Here is a 16982-nt window from a genome sequence, read left to right as displayed (position 1 = left end):
TGCCGGCCTGAGAGACCCGCTTGCCGCCGACCCGCAGGCTTTGCTGTCCGGAACGCAGGTCGATCCCGCCCGCGTTCGTTCGCAGTGGCAATTCTATCAGAGCCTTGATCCGGAGTTCGTGCTGAAGCGGCTAACCGCGTCGCTGACCCCGCCGAAATCGGTTCGGCTTTCGATCGTCGAGGATCGCATCGTTGCCGAGGGTGAGGCTCCCGACACCTGGATAGATCGGGCACGCGTAGCGGCCCGACAGCTTGAGGCAGGCGGACCGGTATTCGACTTCTCCAAGGTTCGCGATGTGAGCCCCGAAGCACGCGCGGCGGAGCACTGGCAGACTTATGTGTCGCGTCTTGAGGCCCAACCGGGAATCATCGTCGCCCAACAAAGGGCGAGTGGCGGACATTTCTACATTTCCGGCCTGAGAGATCCGCAGGCCGCCGACCCGCAGGCTCTGCTGTCCGGAACGGACGTTGATCCGGCTCGCGTTCATTCGCAGTGGCAATTCTATCAGAGCCTTGATCCGAAGTTCGTGGTGAAGCGGCTGATGGCGTCGCTGGTCCCGCCGGATTCAGTACGATTTTCGATCATCAAGGATCGCATCGTTGTCGTGGGCGAGGCTCCTGCCGCCTGGATAGATCGGGCGCGGGTCGCCGCCCAACAACTGGCCGCGGACGGACTCTCTCTAGAAATTTCCGAGCTGCGCGAGGTGACCCCTCAGGAACTCACGCATTTGAGGGAGGCTATTCAAGCGGTCGACATTTTCTTCGATTCTGGCAAGGCTGTACCGGGACCAGAGCAACTGCCAGTTCTCGACCAATTGGCGAATCAATTGAAAGAATTGGCCAAGGACGCCCGCAAGGCAGGCGTAACAGCACAGTTCATGTTGACCGGCCATTCGGACACCGTGGGCCGTGAGACGGCCAACGCGTCGATCAGCGCCGCCCGCGCCGAGACAGTTCGTGCGCTTCTCAAGAAGCGCGGCGTCGCTCCGGAATCGCTTTTGGTTCGCGGCGCGGGCACTTTTGAGCCGGCGGAGACTGAGAATAGCCGAACCGGGAGCTCCGCCAATCGCAGAGTTTCGGTTACGGTAAACTTCCACTAGGGCCCAGGTTATTGCAAAAAAAGATCTGCATGTTGGGCGGGTTCGCTGTCGGAAAGACGAGTCTGGTTCGCAGGTTTGTGCAAAGCATCTTTTCAGAAACCTACTTGACCACGGTGGGAGTGAAAATCGACAAGAAGAGTGTTGTACTGCCGGATAAAACCGTGGATCTGATTTTGTGGGATCTGGCCGGCGAAGACGATATCGGGTCGTTCCGCGTCAGCTATGTGCGGGGCGCGAGCGGGCTCGTGCTTGTCGTCGATGGAACCCGCGCCGCTACCCTAGCAGTGGCGCTCACGCTGCGCGAGCGGGCCGAGGCCGAATTCGGCGCCATGCCGTTCGTATTGCTGTTCAACAAATCCGATCTGGCCGATCGGTGGGCAATATCGGATAGTGAGATCAACGAACTGAGGCAACTTGGATGGCAAATCTATCTGACAAGTGCGCTTTCGGGTGAATATGTTGATGATGCGTTCCGCCAGCTTGCTTCGATGGTCACCGAATAGACCATGCGTGGATTGCCAAGAGAAGTCAGAAGCTGGATTTACGATTTCTTCTCCAACGAGCACTCTGTCGCATATCTGAAAATTGATGCCCAGCTTTGCATCGCTGAGAAGGGCGGCAGTGTTGAACATTACGGCCTATCATCACTTTGCATTGGCAAGCCCGTTGCCGAGCAGCTTGCGTTCATGGAAGGTTTGCTGCCTTGCCCGGAGCTTCCATATCATATGGCCATGGTCGAACTGCCCAGCGGGCGTGTCGCGGACCTTCATCTTTTTGCTGGCAATGCCTGCGTATGGCTGCTCTTTCTTGACGCCACTGCCGAACGCGACAACAGGCAGCGGCTTCAACAGAAGGCTTATGAAATGACACTCCTGCAAGAGAGGGAGCGTCAACTCAACGAAAAATTACAGTTTACGAACGAGGCGTTGCGGCAGAGCCAGGAGGGATTGTCGCGTGAATACCAGCGCGCCGAAAGCCTGCTCCTCAACATTCTTCCGGCGTCGATCGCGGAGCGGTTAAAGGCCGACGAGCAAATTGCAGACAACCATGCTGACGTGAGTGTGCTTTTTGCCGACATCGTCGGATTTACGGAAAGAGCGCGGAACGTCGGAGCCGAGGTAACGCTGGCTATTTTGAACTACTTCTTCAAGGCAGCGGATCTGCTCTCGGAACGAGACGGCTGCGAAAAGATCAAGACAATCGGCGATTGTGTGATGGTGGTCGCTGGCCTGCCCGTCGCGCGATCCGATCATGCAGAAGCTCTTGCGCACTATGCACTTGAACTGCGGAAGGCGGTTAAGCACGAACGCTTCGCAGGAGAACCGATAAGCCTCAGAATTGGAATTCACTCAGGACCAATCGTCGCGGGCGTCATAGGCAAAAGGCGGTTTGCCTATGACCTGTGGGGCGAGACCGTCAATCTCGCCGCACGTATTCAAACGTCAGCGGAGCCCGATGAAATCCGCGTTTCGGATGCAACTCACAAACTGCTTGGACCAAATTTTGCTTGCGAACCACTCGCGGAAACGGAATTGCGTGGTACAGGTCGTGTGCGAATGTGGCGGCTCCCGGCCTGATTTGCCGGGCTACTTCACGTCCGATTTAATAAACTGCTGCAGTTCCGGGGTCTTCGGCCTGCCGAAGAGTTCAACCGAAGGCCCCTCTTCCCAGATCTTTCCGTGATGCATGAAAATCGTTGTGGTCGCCACCCGGCGGGCAAAACCCATCTCGTGGGTGACGAGCAGCATGGTCATTCCGTTACGGGCGAGCGTTTCCAGCACGTTCAGCACCTCCTCGGTCAGTTCCGGATCGAGCGCCGACGTCACCTCGTCGAACAGCATCACCTTGGGACGCATGGCGAGCGAGCGGGCGATCGCCACGCGTTGCTGCTGGCCGCCGGAAAGCTGGTCGGGATAAGCGTCGAACTTCTCCGACAGGCCAACCATGCCGAGAACTTCCTCCGCAGTGGTTTTGGCTTCAGCTTTCGACACCAATTTGACGATCCGCGGCGCCAGCATGATGTTTTCGGCCACCGTCAGGTGCGGAAAGAGATTGTAGCTTTGGAAGACGATGCCGACATCGGTGCGCAGCTTGCGCAACTCTTTCGGGTCTCGGCCAACGGCGTGGCCGGCAACGTCGATGCGGCCGGAATTGATCTTTTCCAGTCCGTTGATGCAGCGCAGAAGCGTGCTTTTTCCGGAACCGGAGCGGCCGATCAACGCAAACACATCGCCCCGATTGACGGACAGCGAGACGCCCTTGAGGACTTCGACAGCTCCGAAGCTCTTGTGGACATTATCAATAAGCACTTCCGGCATGGAGCCTCCTTTCCAGCAGACGCGACAGCTGGGACAATGGATAGCAGACGACAAAGTAGAGAGCCGCGACTGCGAGAAAAACGCGGAACGGCTGGAACGTCGCGTTGTTGATGAGTTGCCCGGCGCGGGCGAGTTCAACGAAGCCGATGATCGAGGTGATCGACGTGTTCTTGACCACCTGCACGGCAAAGCCGACGGTGGAAGGGAGCGCGATGCGTAGGGCCTGGGGCAGGATGACGTAGCGGTACTGCTGGGCTCGCGTCATCGCCAAGGATTCCGACGCCTCCCATTGCTGCTTGGCCACGGCCTGAATGGAGCCGCGCCAGATCTCCGCAAGGTAGCCCGAGGCATAGATCGTCATCGAAACGCCGGCTGCGACCAGGGGCGGCATTTGAAAGCCGGCGAGGCTGAGGCCGTAATACGAAAGAAACAGGATCATCAGCACGGGAATGCCCTGGATGACCTGGATGTAGGTGGCGGCGGCAACCCGCACGGCCTTGCGTGTCGAGGTCCGCGCGAGTGCAATGATGAAGCCGATAAAGCCTCCACCGGAAAGCGCAATGACGGTCAAAAGGATCGTCCACTGCAGCGCCGAGACAAGGAAACCGAATTCGCTGAAGCCGAAAGTCCGGAGCGTCATGCCTGCACCTCCGCAAGGGAGGTCGTCGTCGTGCGCGCCACACGGCGCCCGAACAGGCCCCAGCCGACGAGCGCCAGTATCGCGCGCAACGCCAGGGCGAGAGCCAGATAGATCAGCGTCACGACGATATAGACTTCGAAAGAACGAAAACTCTGCGATTCGACAAAGGCTGCGGAAGCGGCGAGTTCCTTGGTCGAAATCGCCGAGCAGATGCTTGAAGCAAGCATCATCAGGACGAATTGGCTGCACAGCGCCGGATAGACCTTGGCGATTGCCGGCATGATGATGACATGGCGATAGATTTGAAAGGACGTGAACCCGAGCGCTTCGCCCGCCTCGATCTGCGACTTGTGGACGGCTTCTATGCCGGCTCGGATAATTTCGGTCGAATAGGCGGCGAGGTTTATCGTCATGCCGATCAGCGCCGCCGTCGTTGCACTAACCCGCAGACCAACGCCGGGTAGCCCGAAATAGATGATGAAAAGCTGAATCAGGAATGGCGTGTTGCGGATGATCTCGACATACGCATCGACCATGAGCCGCACTGCCCGGCCGTGCATCGAACGCAGCGACGCGAGAACGATGCCGAACGAACTTCCCATCACGATGGAGGCGGCGGACAACATGATCGTCAGCCATATCCCGGCGACAATCTCGTCGGTGTATTGCGCGATAGCGCCGAACTGGAATGTGTAAGACATTCTTGGTCCTCGATCGGAACGTCACCAACGAATTTGCCGGACGCAGATAGTCCGGCAACCTTTCGTGAGATCAGAACAAAGGCAGTTGCGGCATCGCGGTGCCCGTCCACTTCGTCGCGATGGCGTCAAGTTCGCCGGAATTCTTCATCAGATAGATCGCGGTGTTGAGCCACTGGTGCACCTCGAAATCCTGGAGCGTGGTGGCCATGGAGTTGCCTTGCCGGAAAAAGGTGAAGCCGACCTGCAGACCGGCGTCCGGCCTCTGCTGAATGATGGCGTTGGCAACCGTCGAGGGGAGCGCGGTCGCATCGACCTGGCCGGCAAAGAGCGCCTGAGCGGTTGTCGAATCGTCCTCGAACACGACGATCTCGAGCCCCGGCACGGCGACCCGCCGCAATGCGGCTTCCTGCGACGAGCCCCGATTGACGCCAACGCGTTTGCCTTCGAGCTCTGATAGCTGGGCGAATTTCTGATCTGGGCCAGAGACGATCACCATGTTGAAGGCACTGTAGGGCTGGGTGAACATGACGGTCTTGGCCCGTTCTCCGGTAGGCGCCAGTGTGGCCACCAGGAAATCGACCTTGCCGGTTTGCAGGGCTGGGATTCGCGACGGCGGCGTCAGCGGAACGAGTTCCGCCTTCACTCCAAGATAACCGGCAATGAGGTTGGCGACGTCCACGTCGTAGCCCGTCGGATTGCCGCTTTCATCGACCATGCCCATCGGAGGCGCGCCGGTCACGACGCCGATTCGGACGCTGCCGCGTGACGTAATCTCTTCCAGAGTGATGGCGCTGGCGGGCGCGTTGGCCATCGCTAGCATTGGGACGGCAAGGCTGATCGCGGCGAATATTGCGCGGATTTTGACAAGTGGTTTCATGGTGTTCTCCTCCGTGAAAGATCCCGAGGCGCCGACTGCGAGGCGCCTATCAAATATGTCCGTGCATCCACCGGCATTGACACGATCGGACAGATGGCTGTGTCTGCTCCTAGAGCTTCGATGTTGGAAAATTGGATCTGCACACTGCCCTTGGCGACTGCACAGGGCGGTCTCCGCGGGCCTTAGCCCCGCATTTGCGAGCGTGCCGATCTCATTTCTCCTCCAACCGCCCTATATTGATGTTATCGATAACATAATGTCAAGTGCCCAGCGCGTGTTTCATGGATTGTTAGCCCCAAATGCGTGAAATACAGGAGATTCGCGGCTTGGTTGCGCGTCTAAGGACATTCGCTTCGGCGACTCCCCGATCTTGGCTCTCCTCGATGCTCGAGTTGTAACATTGTCGAGCAGTCGCAGACGCCCGAAATGGCTGACCGTTCTGCTGCACTGTCAGCCCAGCTTGGATCCGTTGGCCGTAAGATAGACGGCATAAAGCGAAGTCGTCGCGCAGATGAAGAGTCGATTGCGGCGAGTTCCGCCGAAAGTGACGTTCGCGACGGTCTCGGGAATACGGATCTTGCCGATTAGCGTTCCGTCCGGATCGAAGCAGTGAACCCCATCACCGGCGCTGGTCCAGACGCGGCCTTTCGTGTCGATCCGGAAGCCGTCGAAAAATCCGCTGGCGCATTCGGCAAAGACGTCGCCGCCGCTCAGCCTTCCTTCGACGCCGACGCGGAACTTCCGGATGTGACGGGGTCCGCGCTCCAGGTGCGTAGCGCCCGTGTCGGCGACATAGAGCAGTTTTTCGTCGGGGGAAAACGCAAGGCCGTTGGGCTTGACGAAGTCGTCGGCGACTCGAGTGACGGCGCCCGTCGCCGCATCGACCCGGTAGACATGGCAGCCGCCGATCTCTTCCTCGCCGTAATCGCCCTCATAGTCGTGCATGATGCCGTAGGGCGGATCCGTGAACCAGATCGCGCCGTCCGACGCAACCACGACGTCGTTCGGCGAGTTGAAGCGCCTGCCTTCGAACCGGTCGGCAACGATCGTGATCGCGCCGTCGAACTCCGTCCTTGTCACCCGTCGCGTCAGGTGCTCGCAGGTGACAAGCCGCCCCTGATTGTCGACCGTGTTTCCGTTGCCGTTATTGCAAGGCTGGCGGAACACCGAGACCGAGCCGTCGGTCTCATCCCAGCGCATCATCCGGTTGTTCGGAATGTCGGACCAGATGAGATAGCGGCCCGGCCCGAACCATGCAGGGCCCTCCAGCCAGCGCCCGCCCGACCAAAGCCGCTCGACGCGTGCGTGCCCGACGAAGCAGGCGGCAAATCGCGGATCGAGCATTTCGAAATCTGTATCCTCAATTTCTCCAAACACTGGGTTGAGTTCTCCTGGTTATTCGCGCGGCAACGGGTACTTGACCGGCGTGCATCGATCTCGTGCGGCGGCATGCGCGGCGCGACGGCTGTTGCCAGCGCGTCATGATAGCGATAACATACATGTCGTAGTTTGATTTCCAAGGGGGCATGCATGAGGACAAGCGCGCGATGAATCCATGGCACGCTCGCTCGTTAGTGTGCGTCCCGCAACCGGCTTGCGGAACGTCATGATGCCCAAGGAACTGAACGCCAAATCTCCCGAGAACCAGGTGCCGACGATGCTTGACGTGGCCCGCCGGGCCGGCGTCTCGGCGATGACGGTTTCGCGAGCACTCAAGAAGGACGGCCGCGTCTCGGATGCAACGCGTGAACGGATCCTGGCGGCGGTAAACGAGCTTGGTTATGTGCTCGACCAGTCCGCCGGAAGCCTGTCATCACGCAAGACCGGGTTTGTGGCCGCGATCATTCCCTCGATCAACAATTCGAATTTTGCCGACACCGCCCGCGGCATCACCGACGAACTGGAGAATACGGGTCTTCAGCTTCTGCTCGGCTACACCGACTACACGGCGGAAAAGGAAGAAAGGCTGATCGAGGCGATGCTTCGCCGCCGTCCGGAGGGCATTATCCTGACCGGCGGCACACATACCGATCTGACGCGGCGCATGTTGGAAAGCGCGGGCATTCCGGTGGTTGAAACGTGGGAATTGCCGCCGAAGCCGATCGATCAGGTCGTCGGCTTCTCAAACGAGGAGGCGATGGCGCTGCTCGTCAGGACATTGGCGAAAAAAGGCTACCGGAAATTCGGCTATATCGGCGGTACGACGTCACGGGATACGCGCGGCAGCCAGCGGCGGGCCGGCTTCATCAAGGCGATCGAGGAACTCGGCCTGCCGCCCGGCCGCCTGGTTTCATTCGGTGTGCCTCCAATTTCGATCGAGCAGGGCGGACAGGCGGTCGTCGGCATGCTGGAGCGCTGGCCGGATACCGAGGTCGCGCTGTGCGTCTCGGATTTGTCGGCGTTTGGTGCGGTGATGGAGTGCAAGCGCCGGGGCATCCGGGTTCCGCAGGACATCGCGATCGCCGGCTTCGGCGATTTCGAGATTGCAGCTTACTGCCATCCGACACTCACGACGGTGAACGTGGACTGCTACGGCATCGGCAAACAGGCCGCACGCAAGCTGATCAAGTCGATCAAGGGCGAGGACAACGGCTTGTCCCAGGAAATTATCTTGACCAGCTACAAGGTGGTGGAGCGGGAAAGCGCCTAACACTCAACCATTCCGGCGATAGAGGCCGCACCATGGCGATGTTCCGCGAAACCGTAAGTCTGAGCCATGACGGCGCAATGAAGGCGCTGAGCGCAGGCATGACGCGAGCAAGCGCAATGGGTGTCCCGCAATGCTTCGTCGTGGTCGACGCCAGCGGCGAGACGATCGCCAGCCTGCGCATGGACGGCGCCAGGTATTTGAGCATGCATACCGCGCGGGCAAAGGCGCGCACGGCGGCAGCCATCAACGCCGCGACAGGCGCAATACCATTCGAGGCAGCGGCGGCAGTCGCATCGCAGGGCGGCGTGAGCTGTCTTCCCAGCGGATTGCCCATCCGCTTCGACAGCAGGCTTGCGGGCGCGATTGGCGTTGGATCGGCAAGCGGCAAGCAGGACAGCGACGTCGCGCGCCGCCCTGGCAGCGATCGGCGCCGCTATGCTGTGAGCGGCTCGCTCCGGTAGCGCGGCCCTTCAGAAGGCGATCTGGACCTTCATCGACTTGTTGCGGTCGCCGGCGATCTCGAAGGCTGCGACGGCTTCCTTGAGCGGATAGATCCTTGTAAGCAGCGGTTTCACATCCACCCGGCGGCGGTTGATCAGGTCGACGGCGAGCGCGAACTCGTCGTGGAAGCGGAACGTGCCGCGCATCTCGATTTCCTTCGCGACGACGAGATTTTGCGGGATCGCCAGGTCGCCGCCGAGCCCGAGCTGCATCAGCACGCCGCGCGGCCTTAGAACCTCAAGACCGGCGCGAACAGCGCGCTCATTGCCCGACGCCTCAAACATCACGTCGAAATATCCCTTGTCGGCGTTGTAGGCCGCCAGCTTGTCGGCGTCGGTCGCGACGTTGATCGTGCGATCGGCGCCGATTTCCGTGGCTGTTTTCAAAACGCCGGCCATCACATCGGTTGCGACGATTTCCCGTGCCCCGTGCGCGCGGGCGGCGATGATGCAAAGCGCCCCGATCGGCCCGCAGCCCGTGACGAGAACCCGCTTGCCCAACAGCGAACCCGCCCGGTTGACGGCGTGCAGGGTAACCGCGAACGGCTCGGCGAAGGCCGCCTCGTTGATCGAGACGTGGTCTGCTATCCGGTGGCACTGCGTGGCGTCGGCGACCAGCCGTTGGCGGAATGCTCCCTGGATATGCGGCATAGGCATGGCGCTGCCGTAAAAGCGCATGTTGAGGCACTGGTTCTGCTGGCCCTTAAGGCAATAGCGGCAGGCATTGCACGGCCGGCTCGGCGAGACCGCAACCCGATCGCCTGTTTCGAGGCAGGAAACCCCCTCCCCGACCGCCCTGATCGTGCCAGCGACTTCGTGGCCCAGGATCATCGGTTCGCGCAGCCGGATCGCGCCGAAGCCGCCGTGGTTGTAGTAATGCAGGTCGGAGCCGCAGATGCCGCCGGCCTCAATGGCGATGTCGACCTGTCCGGGTTCGAGCGCGCCGGGGTCGGTTTCTTCGATCCGCAGATCCCTTGCGGCATGAATGACGAGCGACTTCATGGACGCGCCTCCTAAACGACCGGCGTCAGCAGGGCCTGCCCGCTGAAATGGGCGGCGAGATTGTCGCGCACGAGCTTGCCCATCGCCTTTCGTGTTTCGACCGTGCCGCTGGCGTGGTGCGGCTGCAGCACGACATTGCCGAGCTTCAGGAAACGCTCGTCGATCGCCGGCTCGTTCCAGAAGACGTCAAGCCCCGCTCCCTTGATCGTTTTCGATTCCAGGGCTGCGAGCAGCGCCGTTTCGTCGACCGTGCTGCCGCGCGAGATGTTGACGAGAATGCCGTCAGGACCGAGCGCTTCAAGGACGGAGGCGTTGATGATGTTTTTTGTGCTTTCGCCTCCGGCGAGTGTTACGATCAAAAATTCGCTGTCGCGCGCCAAATCCACGAGGTCGCCGACATAGGCGTAAGGCAGGTCGCCGCGCCTGTTGATGTCGTAGTACGAGATGGCACAATCGAAGGCGGCCGCGCGCTTTGCCACCGCGGCGCCGACCCGGCCCATGCCAACAATGCCGAGCTTTTTGCCGCAGACGCGGGTAACGAGTTGCATATTGCCCTTGGTCCAGCTTCCGTTCCGCACATAGGCATCCGCCTGAGGGATATTGCGCGCCACCGATAGCAGAAGACCGATGCCGATGTCGGCGACGTCTTCGGTAAGCACATCCGGCGTGTTGGTGACCCGGATCCCGTTCGCCCTGGCGTGGCCGAGGTCTATCGCGTCGGTGCCCACTCCGTAGCAGGAGACGATCTCCAGCTTAGGCAGCCTTGCCATGAGCGCGGCGCTCGCGCCCAGTTCGCCGCGGGTTGCGATGGCGCGGATGGCGTCGGCCTTTCCGGCGAGCAGCGTGTCCGTGTCCGTCGCCTCCCAGAGCTTATGCATCCGGTATTTTGCTTCCAGGTCTTCCATGTCCCAGGCGGGGTAAGGGCCTATCATCAGGATGTCGGTCACCGGCAGGTCTCCTCCGAATTTTCACCTTTTCTATTGACTATGTTATCGATAACATCCATGTCAATAGGGTAGAAAGGCGGAGCAAGAAAATCGGATCGCCTGGAATCGTTTTGCCTTGCAGGGAGGTTGGAGTGAGTTCGCTCTTCGATTTGACTGGGCTTCGAGCCCTGGTTACCGGATCGAGCCAAGGCATCGGCCTGGCGCTGGCCGAGGGTCTGGCGCGTCATGGCGCGACGATCGTAGTCAACGGCCGCAACGCCGACAAAGTCGCGGAGGCGGCTCGAATGCTCGCCGCAAAGGGCTTCAAAGCCGATGGCGCGGTGTTCGACGTCACCTCAGCAGAGGCTGCCGCAAAGGGCGCCGCCGACATCGAAGCCAATCTTGGGCCGATCGATATTCTCGTGAACAATGCTGGCATGCAGTATCGCGCGCCGCTCGAGGATTTTCCGGCCGACAAGTGGGATGAACTCCTGCGCACCAACATTTCGAGCGTCTTTTATGTCGGTCAGGCGGTGGCCCGGTACATGATCCCACGCCAGAAAGGCAAGATCATCAACATCGCCTCTGTGCAGAGCGAATTGGCCCGGACCAACATCGCGCCGTACACCGCCACCAAGGGCGCCGTGCGCAATCTGACGCGCGGCATGTGCGCGGACTGGGCCAAACATGGCCTGCAGGTCAACGCGATCGCACCCGGCTATTTCAAGACCCCGCTCAATCAGGCGCTGGTCGAAAATCCGGAGTTCTCGGCCTGGTTGGCCAACCGCACTCCGGCGGGGCGGTGGGGCAATGTCGACGAACTGGTTGGCGCGGCGGTCTTCCTCGCCGGCCCGGCTTCGTCATTCGTCAACGGTCATACGCTTTATGTCGATGGCGGCATCACGACCTGCCTCTGAGCCGGCCCTCATCGTGGTGATGGGCGTCAGCGGCTGCGGCAAAACCAGCATTGGCGAGGGCATCGCCGCGCGCCTGGGCATCGGATTTGTCGAGGGCGACGCGCTGCATCCCTTCCAGAACGTCGAGAAGATGTCGGCCGGCGTTCCGCTTGACGACGCCGATCGCTGGCCTTGGCTGGACCTTGTCGGCCGGGCGCTGCGTACGGCACAAGGCGATGGCCTTGTCGTCACCTGCTCGGCACTCAAGAAAGCTTATCGGGATCGCCTTCGTCAGGCGGCCGGAGGCGATCTGGTTTTCGTGTTCCTGGAAGGATCGCACCAATTGCTGCGGCAGCGGATCGGCGAGCGGCGCGGCCACTTCATGCCACCCTCGCTCCTGGACAGCCAATTCGCGACGCTGGAAGATCCCACGGCCGAGCAGGGCGTGGTCACGGTCAACATCGCCGCGACGGTGGACGCGATCATAGACGCCGCTTGTGCACTGCTGGCGGAGATGGGGATCGGGGTGCAGGTTCAGCAAACGAAGGGAACGTGAGATATGTCGCAAGCCCCAGCAAAAATCGCCGTCATCGGCGCCGGCATCATGGGCTCGGCGATCGCGTCCCGGCTTCTCGAGGAGGGGCAGGCGGTGACGGTGTTCGATCTCGACAGCGCCAAGCTATCCGCTCTTGCCGGTAAAGGCGCAGCATCCGCCGCCTCCGCTGCCGCCGCGACGCAGGCAAGCGATTTCGTCATCCTCAGCCTCAACCACGCCAACATAGTGCGTGCCGCGGTCTTCGGCGCCGAGGGCGTCGCTGAAGCAGCCGGACCCGGAAAGATCCTCATCGACATGTCTTCCATCGATCCGGTCGATACCGCGCAGATGTCGAAAAAACTTGCCGACGAGACCGGCATGAAATGGGTGGACTGTCCGCTTTCGGGCGGCGCACCCGGCGCGCTTGCAGGCCGCCTGACGGTTATGGCCGGCGGCGACAAGGCCGATTTCGAGCGCGCCCGAACGGTCATGCAGCATCTTTGCGCAAACTACACGCTGATGGGCCCGAGCGGCGCCGGCCAGACGACCAAGCTGATCAACCAGCTCTTTTGCGCCGTGCTGTTCCAGGCGGTCGCGGAAGCGGTGAAACTAGCCGAAGCCGGAGGCGTCGATGCAGCACTAATTCCCGCCGCGCTCGCCGGCGGTCGCGCCGATTCCAACATCATGCAGGAGTTCATGAAGAAATTCGCCGCGCGCGATTTCTCGCCGACTGGCCGGATCGACAACATGCTGAAGGATCTCGATTCCCTCCAGGCGTTCGCAATGAAGACGAAAACACCGCTGCCGATGACTGGGCAGGTCGTCGAAATCCATCGCCTGCTTTGCGCGGCCGGTCTCGGAGCCCGCGATTCCGCCGAAATGATGCGCCTGCTCGATGGCATGCGCCAGGACTGACGCATGATTTACGCGGGCGGCGCTTGACTATCCTGATATGTTATCGATAACATATCCTTATTGGCTTTGGGAGGAGCGTGCGTGTTCGGGAACAAGCTGGTCGAGTTTCAGTCGATTACCAAGGAGTTCGGCGGCACGCGCGCGCTTTCCGACGTATCGCTCGACCTGCATGAAGGCGAAATTCTCGCCCTGCTGGGAGAGAACGGCGCCGGCAAATCGACGCTCATCAAGACGCTCGCCGGCATCCACCGGCCGGATGGCGGACGCATTCTGTTTCGCGGCGAGCCCTATCAGCATCGGCCTCCGCGTCCCAACCAGCGCCAGCAGGTTGCCTTCATCCACCAGGATCTCGGGCTGATCGAATGGATGTCTGTCGGCGAGAATGTCGGGCTGGCTCAGGGGTTTTCGCTCCGCTCGGGCCTTATCGACTGGCGCGCGACGGAAGAGCGGGCTCAGGCCGCGCTCAGCCTCGTTGGTTGCGATTTCGATCCGACGACCCGGGTCCAGGATCTCACCCGGACGGAAAAGTCGCTCGTCGCGATCGCCCGAGCGCTGGCAACCGAAGCCGATGTGCTCGTGCTCGACGAGCCGACGGCGAGCCTTCCCGCCGACGAGGTCGACCGATTGTTCAACGCGCTTCGTCCGCTGAAGCAGCGCGGCGTCGGCATGATCTATGTTTCGCACCGGCTCGACGAGATTTTCCGCATCGCCGACAAGGTAGCCGTGCTGCGGGACGGGAAGCTGGTCGGCCAGAACAAGGTAGCGGACACAAAGCCGGATGAACTGGTGGAAATGATCGTTGGGCGACCGGCGAGCCAGGTCTTTGCCAAGGCGGCTACCAAGGCGGGCGCGACGATCTGCGCGGTGCGCGACCTGGTTTGCGCGGGAGCCGGGCCGGTTTCCTTCGACGTTCGCCGGGGTGAAATGCTCGGCCTTGTCGGGCTGCGCGGCGCGGGGCAGGAACTCATCGGGCGGACGCTCTTCGGCTGCACAACTTTTGCGGGCGAGATTTCCATCGACGGCAAAACGCCTGATCTCTCCAGTCCCATTGCGGCGATGCAAGCCGGAGTCGGTCTCATCGCCCGCGATCGCACCGAGGAGTCGATCGCGGCTGCACTCTCAATCCGCGAAAACATTTTTATCAATCCGGGCGCGGCCAGGCGCAGCCTGTTTTCCTTTCTCGCTGGCCACAAGGAGGCGGCACTTGCTCGGGCGATCGGCGACACGGTCGGCCTCAGGCCCAACGATCCGGACCTGCCGATCGAGGCGCTGTCCGGCGGCAACCAGCAGAAGGTCGTCGTCGGCCGTTGGCTTCATACCGGCCGCAAGCTGCTCATTGCCGAAGACCCGACCGCCGGCGTCGATGTCGGCGCGAAGGCCGAGATTTACCGGCTGATCGGGCGGGCGCTCGAAGCCGGATTGGGCGTCGTCGTTGTTTCGACCGACTTCGAGGAGATCGCCCATATCTGCCACAGGGCGCTGGTCTTTTCCCGCGGGCAGATCGTTCGCGAACTCGCCGGCGATGAACTCACGACATCCGCCGTGATCACCACCGCATCGGCATCCGAAGCCGCCTGACCGACCCGGAGCAAGACCATGCAATCCATCGAATCCACCGCTCTCGAGCCGACACGGGGCGAAATGACCGGCCTGCCGGCGCGGCAGAAGCTCATCAGGCTCGTCCCGGTCTACGGGCTCGTCATCCTCACACTCATGCTGATCGTGCTGTTCTCAATCCTGCTGCCGAAAACGTTCCCGACACTGCTCAATTTGCGCTCGATCGTTTCCGACAAGGCGATCATCGCACTGCTGTCGCTGGCCGCCATGATCCCGATGGCTTCGGGCCGCATCGACCTGACCGTCGGCTACGGAATAGTATTGTGGCACATCCTCGCTATCAGCTTGCAGACCATGCTGGGCATCCCCTGGCCTCTCGCCGTGATGATCGTCCTGTTTCTCGGCGCCGGTACGGGCTTCCTGAACGGGCTCCTCGTGGAAGTCGCCCGGATCGATTCCTTCATCGCCACGCTCGGCACGGGAACCGTGCTCTATGCGCTTGCCCTTTGGCACACCGGCGGGCGGCAGGTGGTCGGTGTCCTGCCCGACGGGTTCTATGCGCTCAACGGCACCATGCTGTTCGGCCTGCCGATCACCGGCTTCTATGTGCTGGCGATCGCCGTCACGTTGTGGATCGTGCTGGAATATTTGCCGATCGGCCGCTACGTCTATGCGATCGGCGCCAATCCCAAGGCGGCTGCCCTCAACGGCATTCCCGTCCGGCGCTTCGTCATCGGGGCTTTCGTCTCATCGGGGTTTCTCACCGCACTGACGGGCGTTCTGCTCGCTTCCAAGCTGCGCATCGGCCAGGCGAGCGTCGGCCTTGAATATCTGCTGCCGGCGCTTGTCGGTGCGTTCCTCGGCTCAACCACCATCAAACCCGGCCGGGTCAATGTCTGGGGCACGATGATTGGCGTCGCCATCCTTGCCGTCGGAATTTCCGGAATCCAGCAATTCGGCGGCTCCTTCTTCGTTGAGCCTCTATTCAACGGCGTGACGCTTCTCGTCGCGATCGGGATTGCCGGATACGCGCAGCGCAAACGGGGCGCCGCGGCAAAACTGCCGCGGAAGCCAAATCCGTCCGGAAGCTAATAGTCCGGACGGTCGATCAGGATCTCAAAAGCAGGGAGGTAGGTTATGCAGCGCAGGAACTTCTTGAAATCATCGGTGGCAATGCTGTCGGCCGCCATCGTGGCCCCGGCAATGTTTGCCGACCAGGCGCGGGCCGATGCGATGGCCGACGCCATGGCGATCGTCGAAAAATATGCCCAGAAAGTTACGGCCTGGGATGGCCCGACCTCCGGTCCGAGGGCCCAGGAAGGCAAGACAATCGTCGTCCTTGCCGGCGACCTGAAAAATGGCGGCATCCTTGGGGTGACGACCGGCGTCGAGGAAGCGGCCGAGGCGATCGGCTGGGAGGTCAAGGTAATCGACGGCGCCGGATCGATCGGAGGCCGCACCGCCGCCTTCGGCCAGGCCATGGCGCTGCAGCCAAGCGGCATCATCATCAACGGCTTCGACGCGGTCGAACAGGCACCGGCGATCGAGCAGGCCAAAGCCGCGGGCATTCCGATGGTTGCCTGGCATGCCGGCCCGACGATCGGCCCGGACGACAAGATCGGGCTCTTTGCCAATGTCGCCACCGACGCCATGCAGGTTTCAGCCGCGGCCGCGAACTGGGCCTACGCAGACGCCAAAGGAAAACCCGGAGTCGTGATCTTCACCGATTCCACCTATGCGATAGCCATCGCCAAGGCCGATCGGATGAAGGAAGAAATCGAGAAGCTCGGCGGAACCGTGCTCGAATATGTCGATACGCCTATCGCCGAAACGTCGCAGCGCATGCCGCAGCTGACGACCTCACTGCTGCAGAAGTACGGCGACAGCTGGACGCATTCGCTGGCCATCAACGATCTCTATTTCGACTTCATGGGTCCCTCGCTCGCGGCAGCAGGCAAGACGGGTACCGACGCGCCGATCAATGTCGCCGCCGGCGACGGCTCGGAATCGGCCTATCAACGCATCCGCGCCGGCCAGTTCCAGAAGGTGACGGTGGCCGAACCGCTCAACCTGCAGGGCTGGCAACTGGTCGACGAGCTGAACCGCGCGATCGCCGGTGTAAAATGGTCCGGCTACCTTTCGCCGCTCCACGTCGTGACAGCGGACAACGTCGAATTCGACGGCGGGCCGAAGAACAGCTTCGACCCCGACAATGGCTATCGCGACGATTACAAAAAAATGTGGGGCAAGATGTAGGCGCAGACCGTAGCGGGGGGGGGGGGGGGGGGGGGGGGGCGGGCCCCCCCCCCCCCCCCCCCCCCCCCCCCCAACCCCCCCCCCCCCCCCCCGGGGGGGGGGGGGGGGGG

General features: G+C 61.5%; 18 protein-coding genes. 11 read left to right on the top strand and 7 right to left on the bottom strand.

The window, feature by feature from the left end; genetic code table 11:
• Positions 1-40: 40 nt before the first annotated feature.
• The 3 genes from AC0L2C_RS28510 to AC0L2C_RS28500 are packed head-to-tail and all read left to right on the top strand — an operon-like array spanning position 41 to position 2676.
• The gene (locus AC0L2C_RS28510; protein WP_473524985.1) at positions 41-1099 is read left to right on the top strand and encodes an OmpA family protein; all 1059 of its coding nucleotides are present in this window, start codon (positions 41-43) and stop codon (positions 1097-1099) included.
• Positions 1100-1128: 29 nt separating this feature from the next.
• Positions 1129-1602: a Rab family GTPase gene (locus AC0L2C_RS28505; RefSeq protein ID WP_031254524.1), complete on the top strand. Its 474-nt coding sequence runs from the start codon at positions 1129-1131 to the stop codon at positions 1600-1602.
• Between the two features lie 3 nt (positions 1603-1605).
• Entirely contained in the window at positions 1606-2676 is a 1071-nt protein-coding gene (locus tag AC0L2C_RS28500) for an adenylate/guanylate cyclase domain-containing protein (protein ID WP_473524984.1), read from the top strand.
• A gap of 9 nt (positions 2677-2685) precedes the next feature.
• Here the strand turns inward: AC0L2C_RS28500 and AC0L2C_RS28495 are convergent, their stop codons facing one another.
• The 5 genes from AC0L2C_RS28495 to AC0L2C_RS28475 all read right to left on the bottom strand — a co-directional run bounded on the left by AC0L2C_RS28495 (position 2686) and on the right by AC0L2C_RS28475 (position 7012).
• A complete protein-coding gene (locus AC0L2C_RS28495) occupies positions 2686-3417 on the bottom strand; it encodes an amino acid ABC transporter ATP-binding protein (RefSeq protein WP_473524983.1) in 732 nt (243 codons plus the stop codon).
• Positions 3398-4057: an amino acid ABC transporter permease gene (locus tag AC0L2C_RS28490; protein WP_473524982.1), complete on the bottom strand. Its 660-nt coding sequence runs from the start codon at positions 4055-4057 to the stop codon at positions 3398-3400. Before AC0L2C_RS28490 ends, AC0L2C_RS28495 begins: the two co-directional genes overlap by 20 nt.
• Positions 4054-4758 carry an amino acid ABC transporter permease gene (locus AC0L2C_RS28485; RefSeq protein ID WP_473524981.1) on the bottom strand — a complete coding sequence of 235 codons (705 nt, stop codon included), beginning with the start codon at positions 4756-4758 and terminating at the stop codon, positions 4054-4056. The genes AC0L2C_RS28490 and AC0L2C_RS28485 overlap by 4 nt, the downstream gene beginning before the upstream one ends.
• Positions 4759-4828: 70 nt before the next feature.
• A complete protein-coding gene (locus AC0L2C_RS28480; protein ID WP_473491014.1) occupies positions 4829-5635 on the bottom strand; it encodes a transporter substrate-binding domain-containing protein in 807 nt (268 codons plus the stop codon).
• 450 nt (positions 5636-6085) lie between these two features.
• Positions 6086-7012: an SMP-30/gluconolactonase/LRE family protein gene (locus AC0L2C_RS28475; RefSeq protein ID WP_473524980.1), complete on the bottom strand. Its 927-nt coding sequence runs from the start codon at positions 7010-7012 to the stop codon at positions 6086-6088.
• A 229-nt stretch (positions 7013-7241) separates the two neighbouring features.
• Here AC0L2C_RS28475 and AC0L2C_RS28470 point away from each other — a divergent pair, with 229 nt between their 5' ends.
• Together AC0L2C_RS28470 and AC0L2C_RS28465 are read left to right on the top strand one after the other, a co-directional pair.
• Positions 7242-8285 carry a LacI family DNA-binding transcriptional regulator gene (locus AC0L2C_RS28470; RefSeq protein WP_473525004.1) on the top strand — a complete coding sequence of 348 codons (1044 nt, stop codon included), beginning with the start codon at positions 7242-7244 and terminating at the stop codon, positions 8283-8285.
• A gap of 32 nt (positions 8286-8317) precedes the next feature.
• Complete coding sequence (locus tag AC0L2C_RS28465; protein WP_473524979.1) at positions 8318-8746, top strand: GlcG/HbpS family heme-binding protein; 429 nt, start codon at positions 8318-8320, stop codon at positions 8744-8746.
• 9 nt (positions 8747-8755) lie between these two features.
• On the opposite strand, the gene AC0L2C_RS28460 is transcribed toward AC0L2C_RS28465, so the two are convergent.
• Together AC0L2C_RS28460 and AC0L2C_RS28455 are read right to left on the bottom strand one after the other, a co-directional pair.
• Complete coding sequence (locus AC0L2C_RS28460; protein WP_128168927.1) at positions 8756-9787, bottom strand: L-idonate 5-dehydrogenase; 1032 nt, start codon at positions 9785-9787, stop codon at positions 8756-8758.
• 11 nt (positions 9788-9798) lie between these two features.
• Positions 9799-10740 (bottom strand): 2-hydroxyacid dehydrogenase, encoded by a 942-nt coding sequence (locus AC0L2C_RS28455; RefSeq protein WP_473525003.1) that lies wholly within the window; start codon positions 10738-10740, stop codon positions 9799-9801.
• Between the two features lie 125 nt (positions 10741-10865).
• Here AC0L2C_RS28455 and AC0L2C_RS28450 point away from each other — a divergent pair, with 125 nt between their 5' ends.
• The 6 genes from AC0L2C_RS28450 to AC0L2C_RS28425 all read left to right on the top strand — a co-directional run bounded on the left by AC0L2C_RS28450 (position 10866) and on the right by AC0L2C_RS28425 (position 16872).
• Positions 10866-11630 carry an SDR family oxidoreductase gene (locus AC0L2C_RS28450; protein ID WP_473516580.1) on the top strand — a complete coding sequence of 255 codons (765 nt, stop codon included), beginning with the start codon at positions 10866-10868 and terminating at the stop codon, positions 11628-11630.
• Positions 11599-12165, top strand: coding sequence for a gluconokinase (locus tag AC0L2C_RS28445; protein ID WP_473524978.1), 567 nt, complete (start codon positions 11599-11601; stop codon positions 12163-12165). Before AC0L2C_RS28450 ends, AC0L2C_RS28445 begins: the two co-directional genes overlap by 32 nt.
• Positions 12166-12168: 3 nt before the next feature.
• Positions 12169-13059, top strand: coding sequence for an NAD(P)-dependent oxidoreductase (locus AC0L2C_RS28440; RefSeq protein ID WP_473524977.1), 891 nt, complete (start codon positions 12169-12171; stop codon positions 13057-13059).
• Positions 13060-13140: 81 nt separating this feature from the next.
• Entirely contained in the window at positions 13141-14637 is a 1497-nt protein-coding gene (locus AC0L2C_RS28435; protein ID WP_473524976.1) for a sugar ABC transporter ATP-binding protein, read from the top strand.
• An 18-nt stretch (positions 14638-14655) separates the two neighbouring features.
• A complete protein-coding gene (locus tag AC0L2C_RS28430) occupies positions 14656-15708 on the top strand; it encodes an ABC transporter permease (RefSeq protein ID WP_128168922.1) in 1053 nt (350 codons plus the stop codon).
• 45 nt (positions 15709-15753) lie between these two features.
• Positions 15754-16872 (top strand): ABC transporter substrate-binding protein, encoded by a 1119-nt coding sequence (locus AC0L2C_RS28425; RefSeq protein ID WP_473524975.1) that lies wholly within the window; start codon positions 15754-15756, stop codon positions 16870-16872.
• The last annotated feature ends 110 nt before the right edge of the window (positions 16873-16982 follow it).

This window comes from Mesorhizobium sp. WSM4845, from assembly GCF_055811455.1.
Note: the sequence above shows the minus strand (reverse complement) of the source record. Positions and strands in the feature narration are given on the sequence as shown.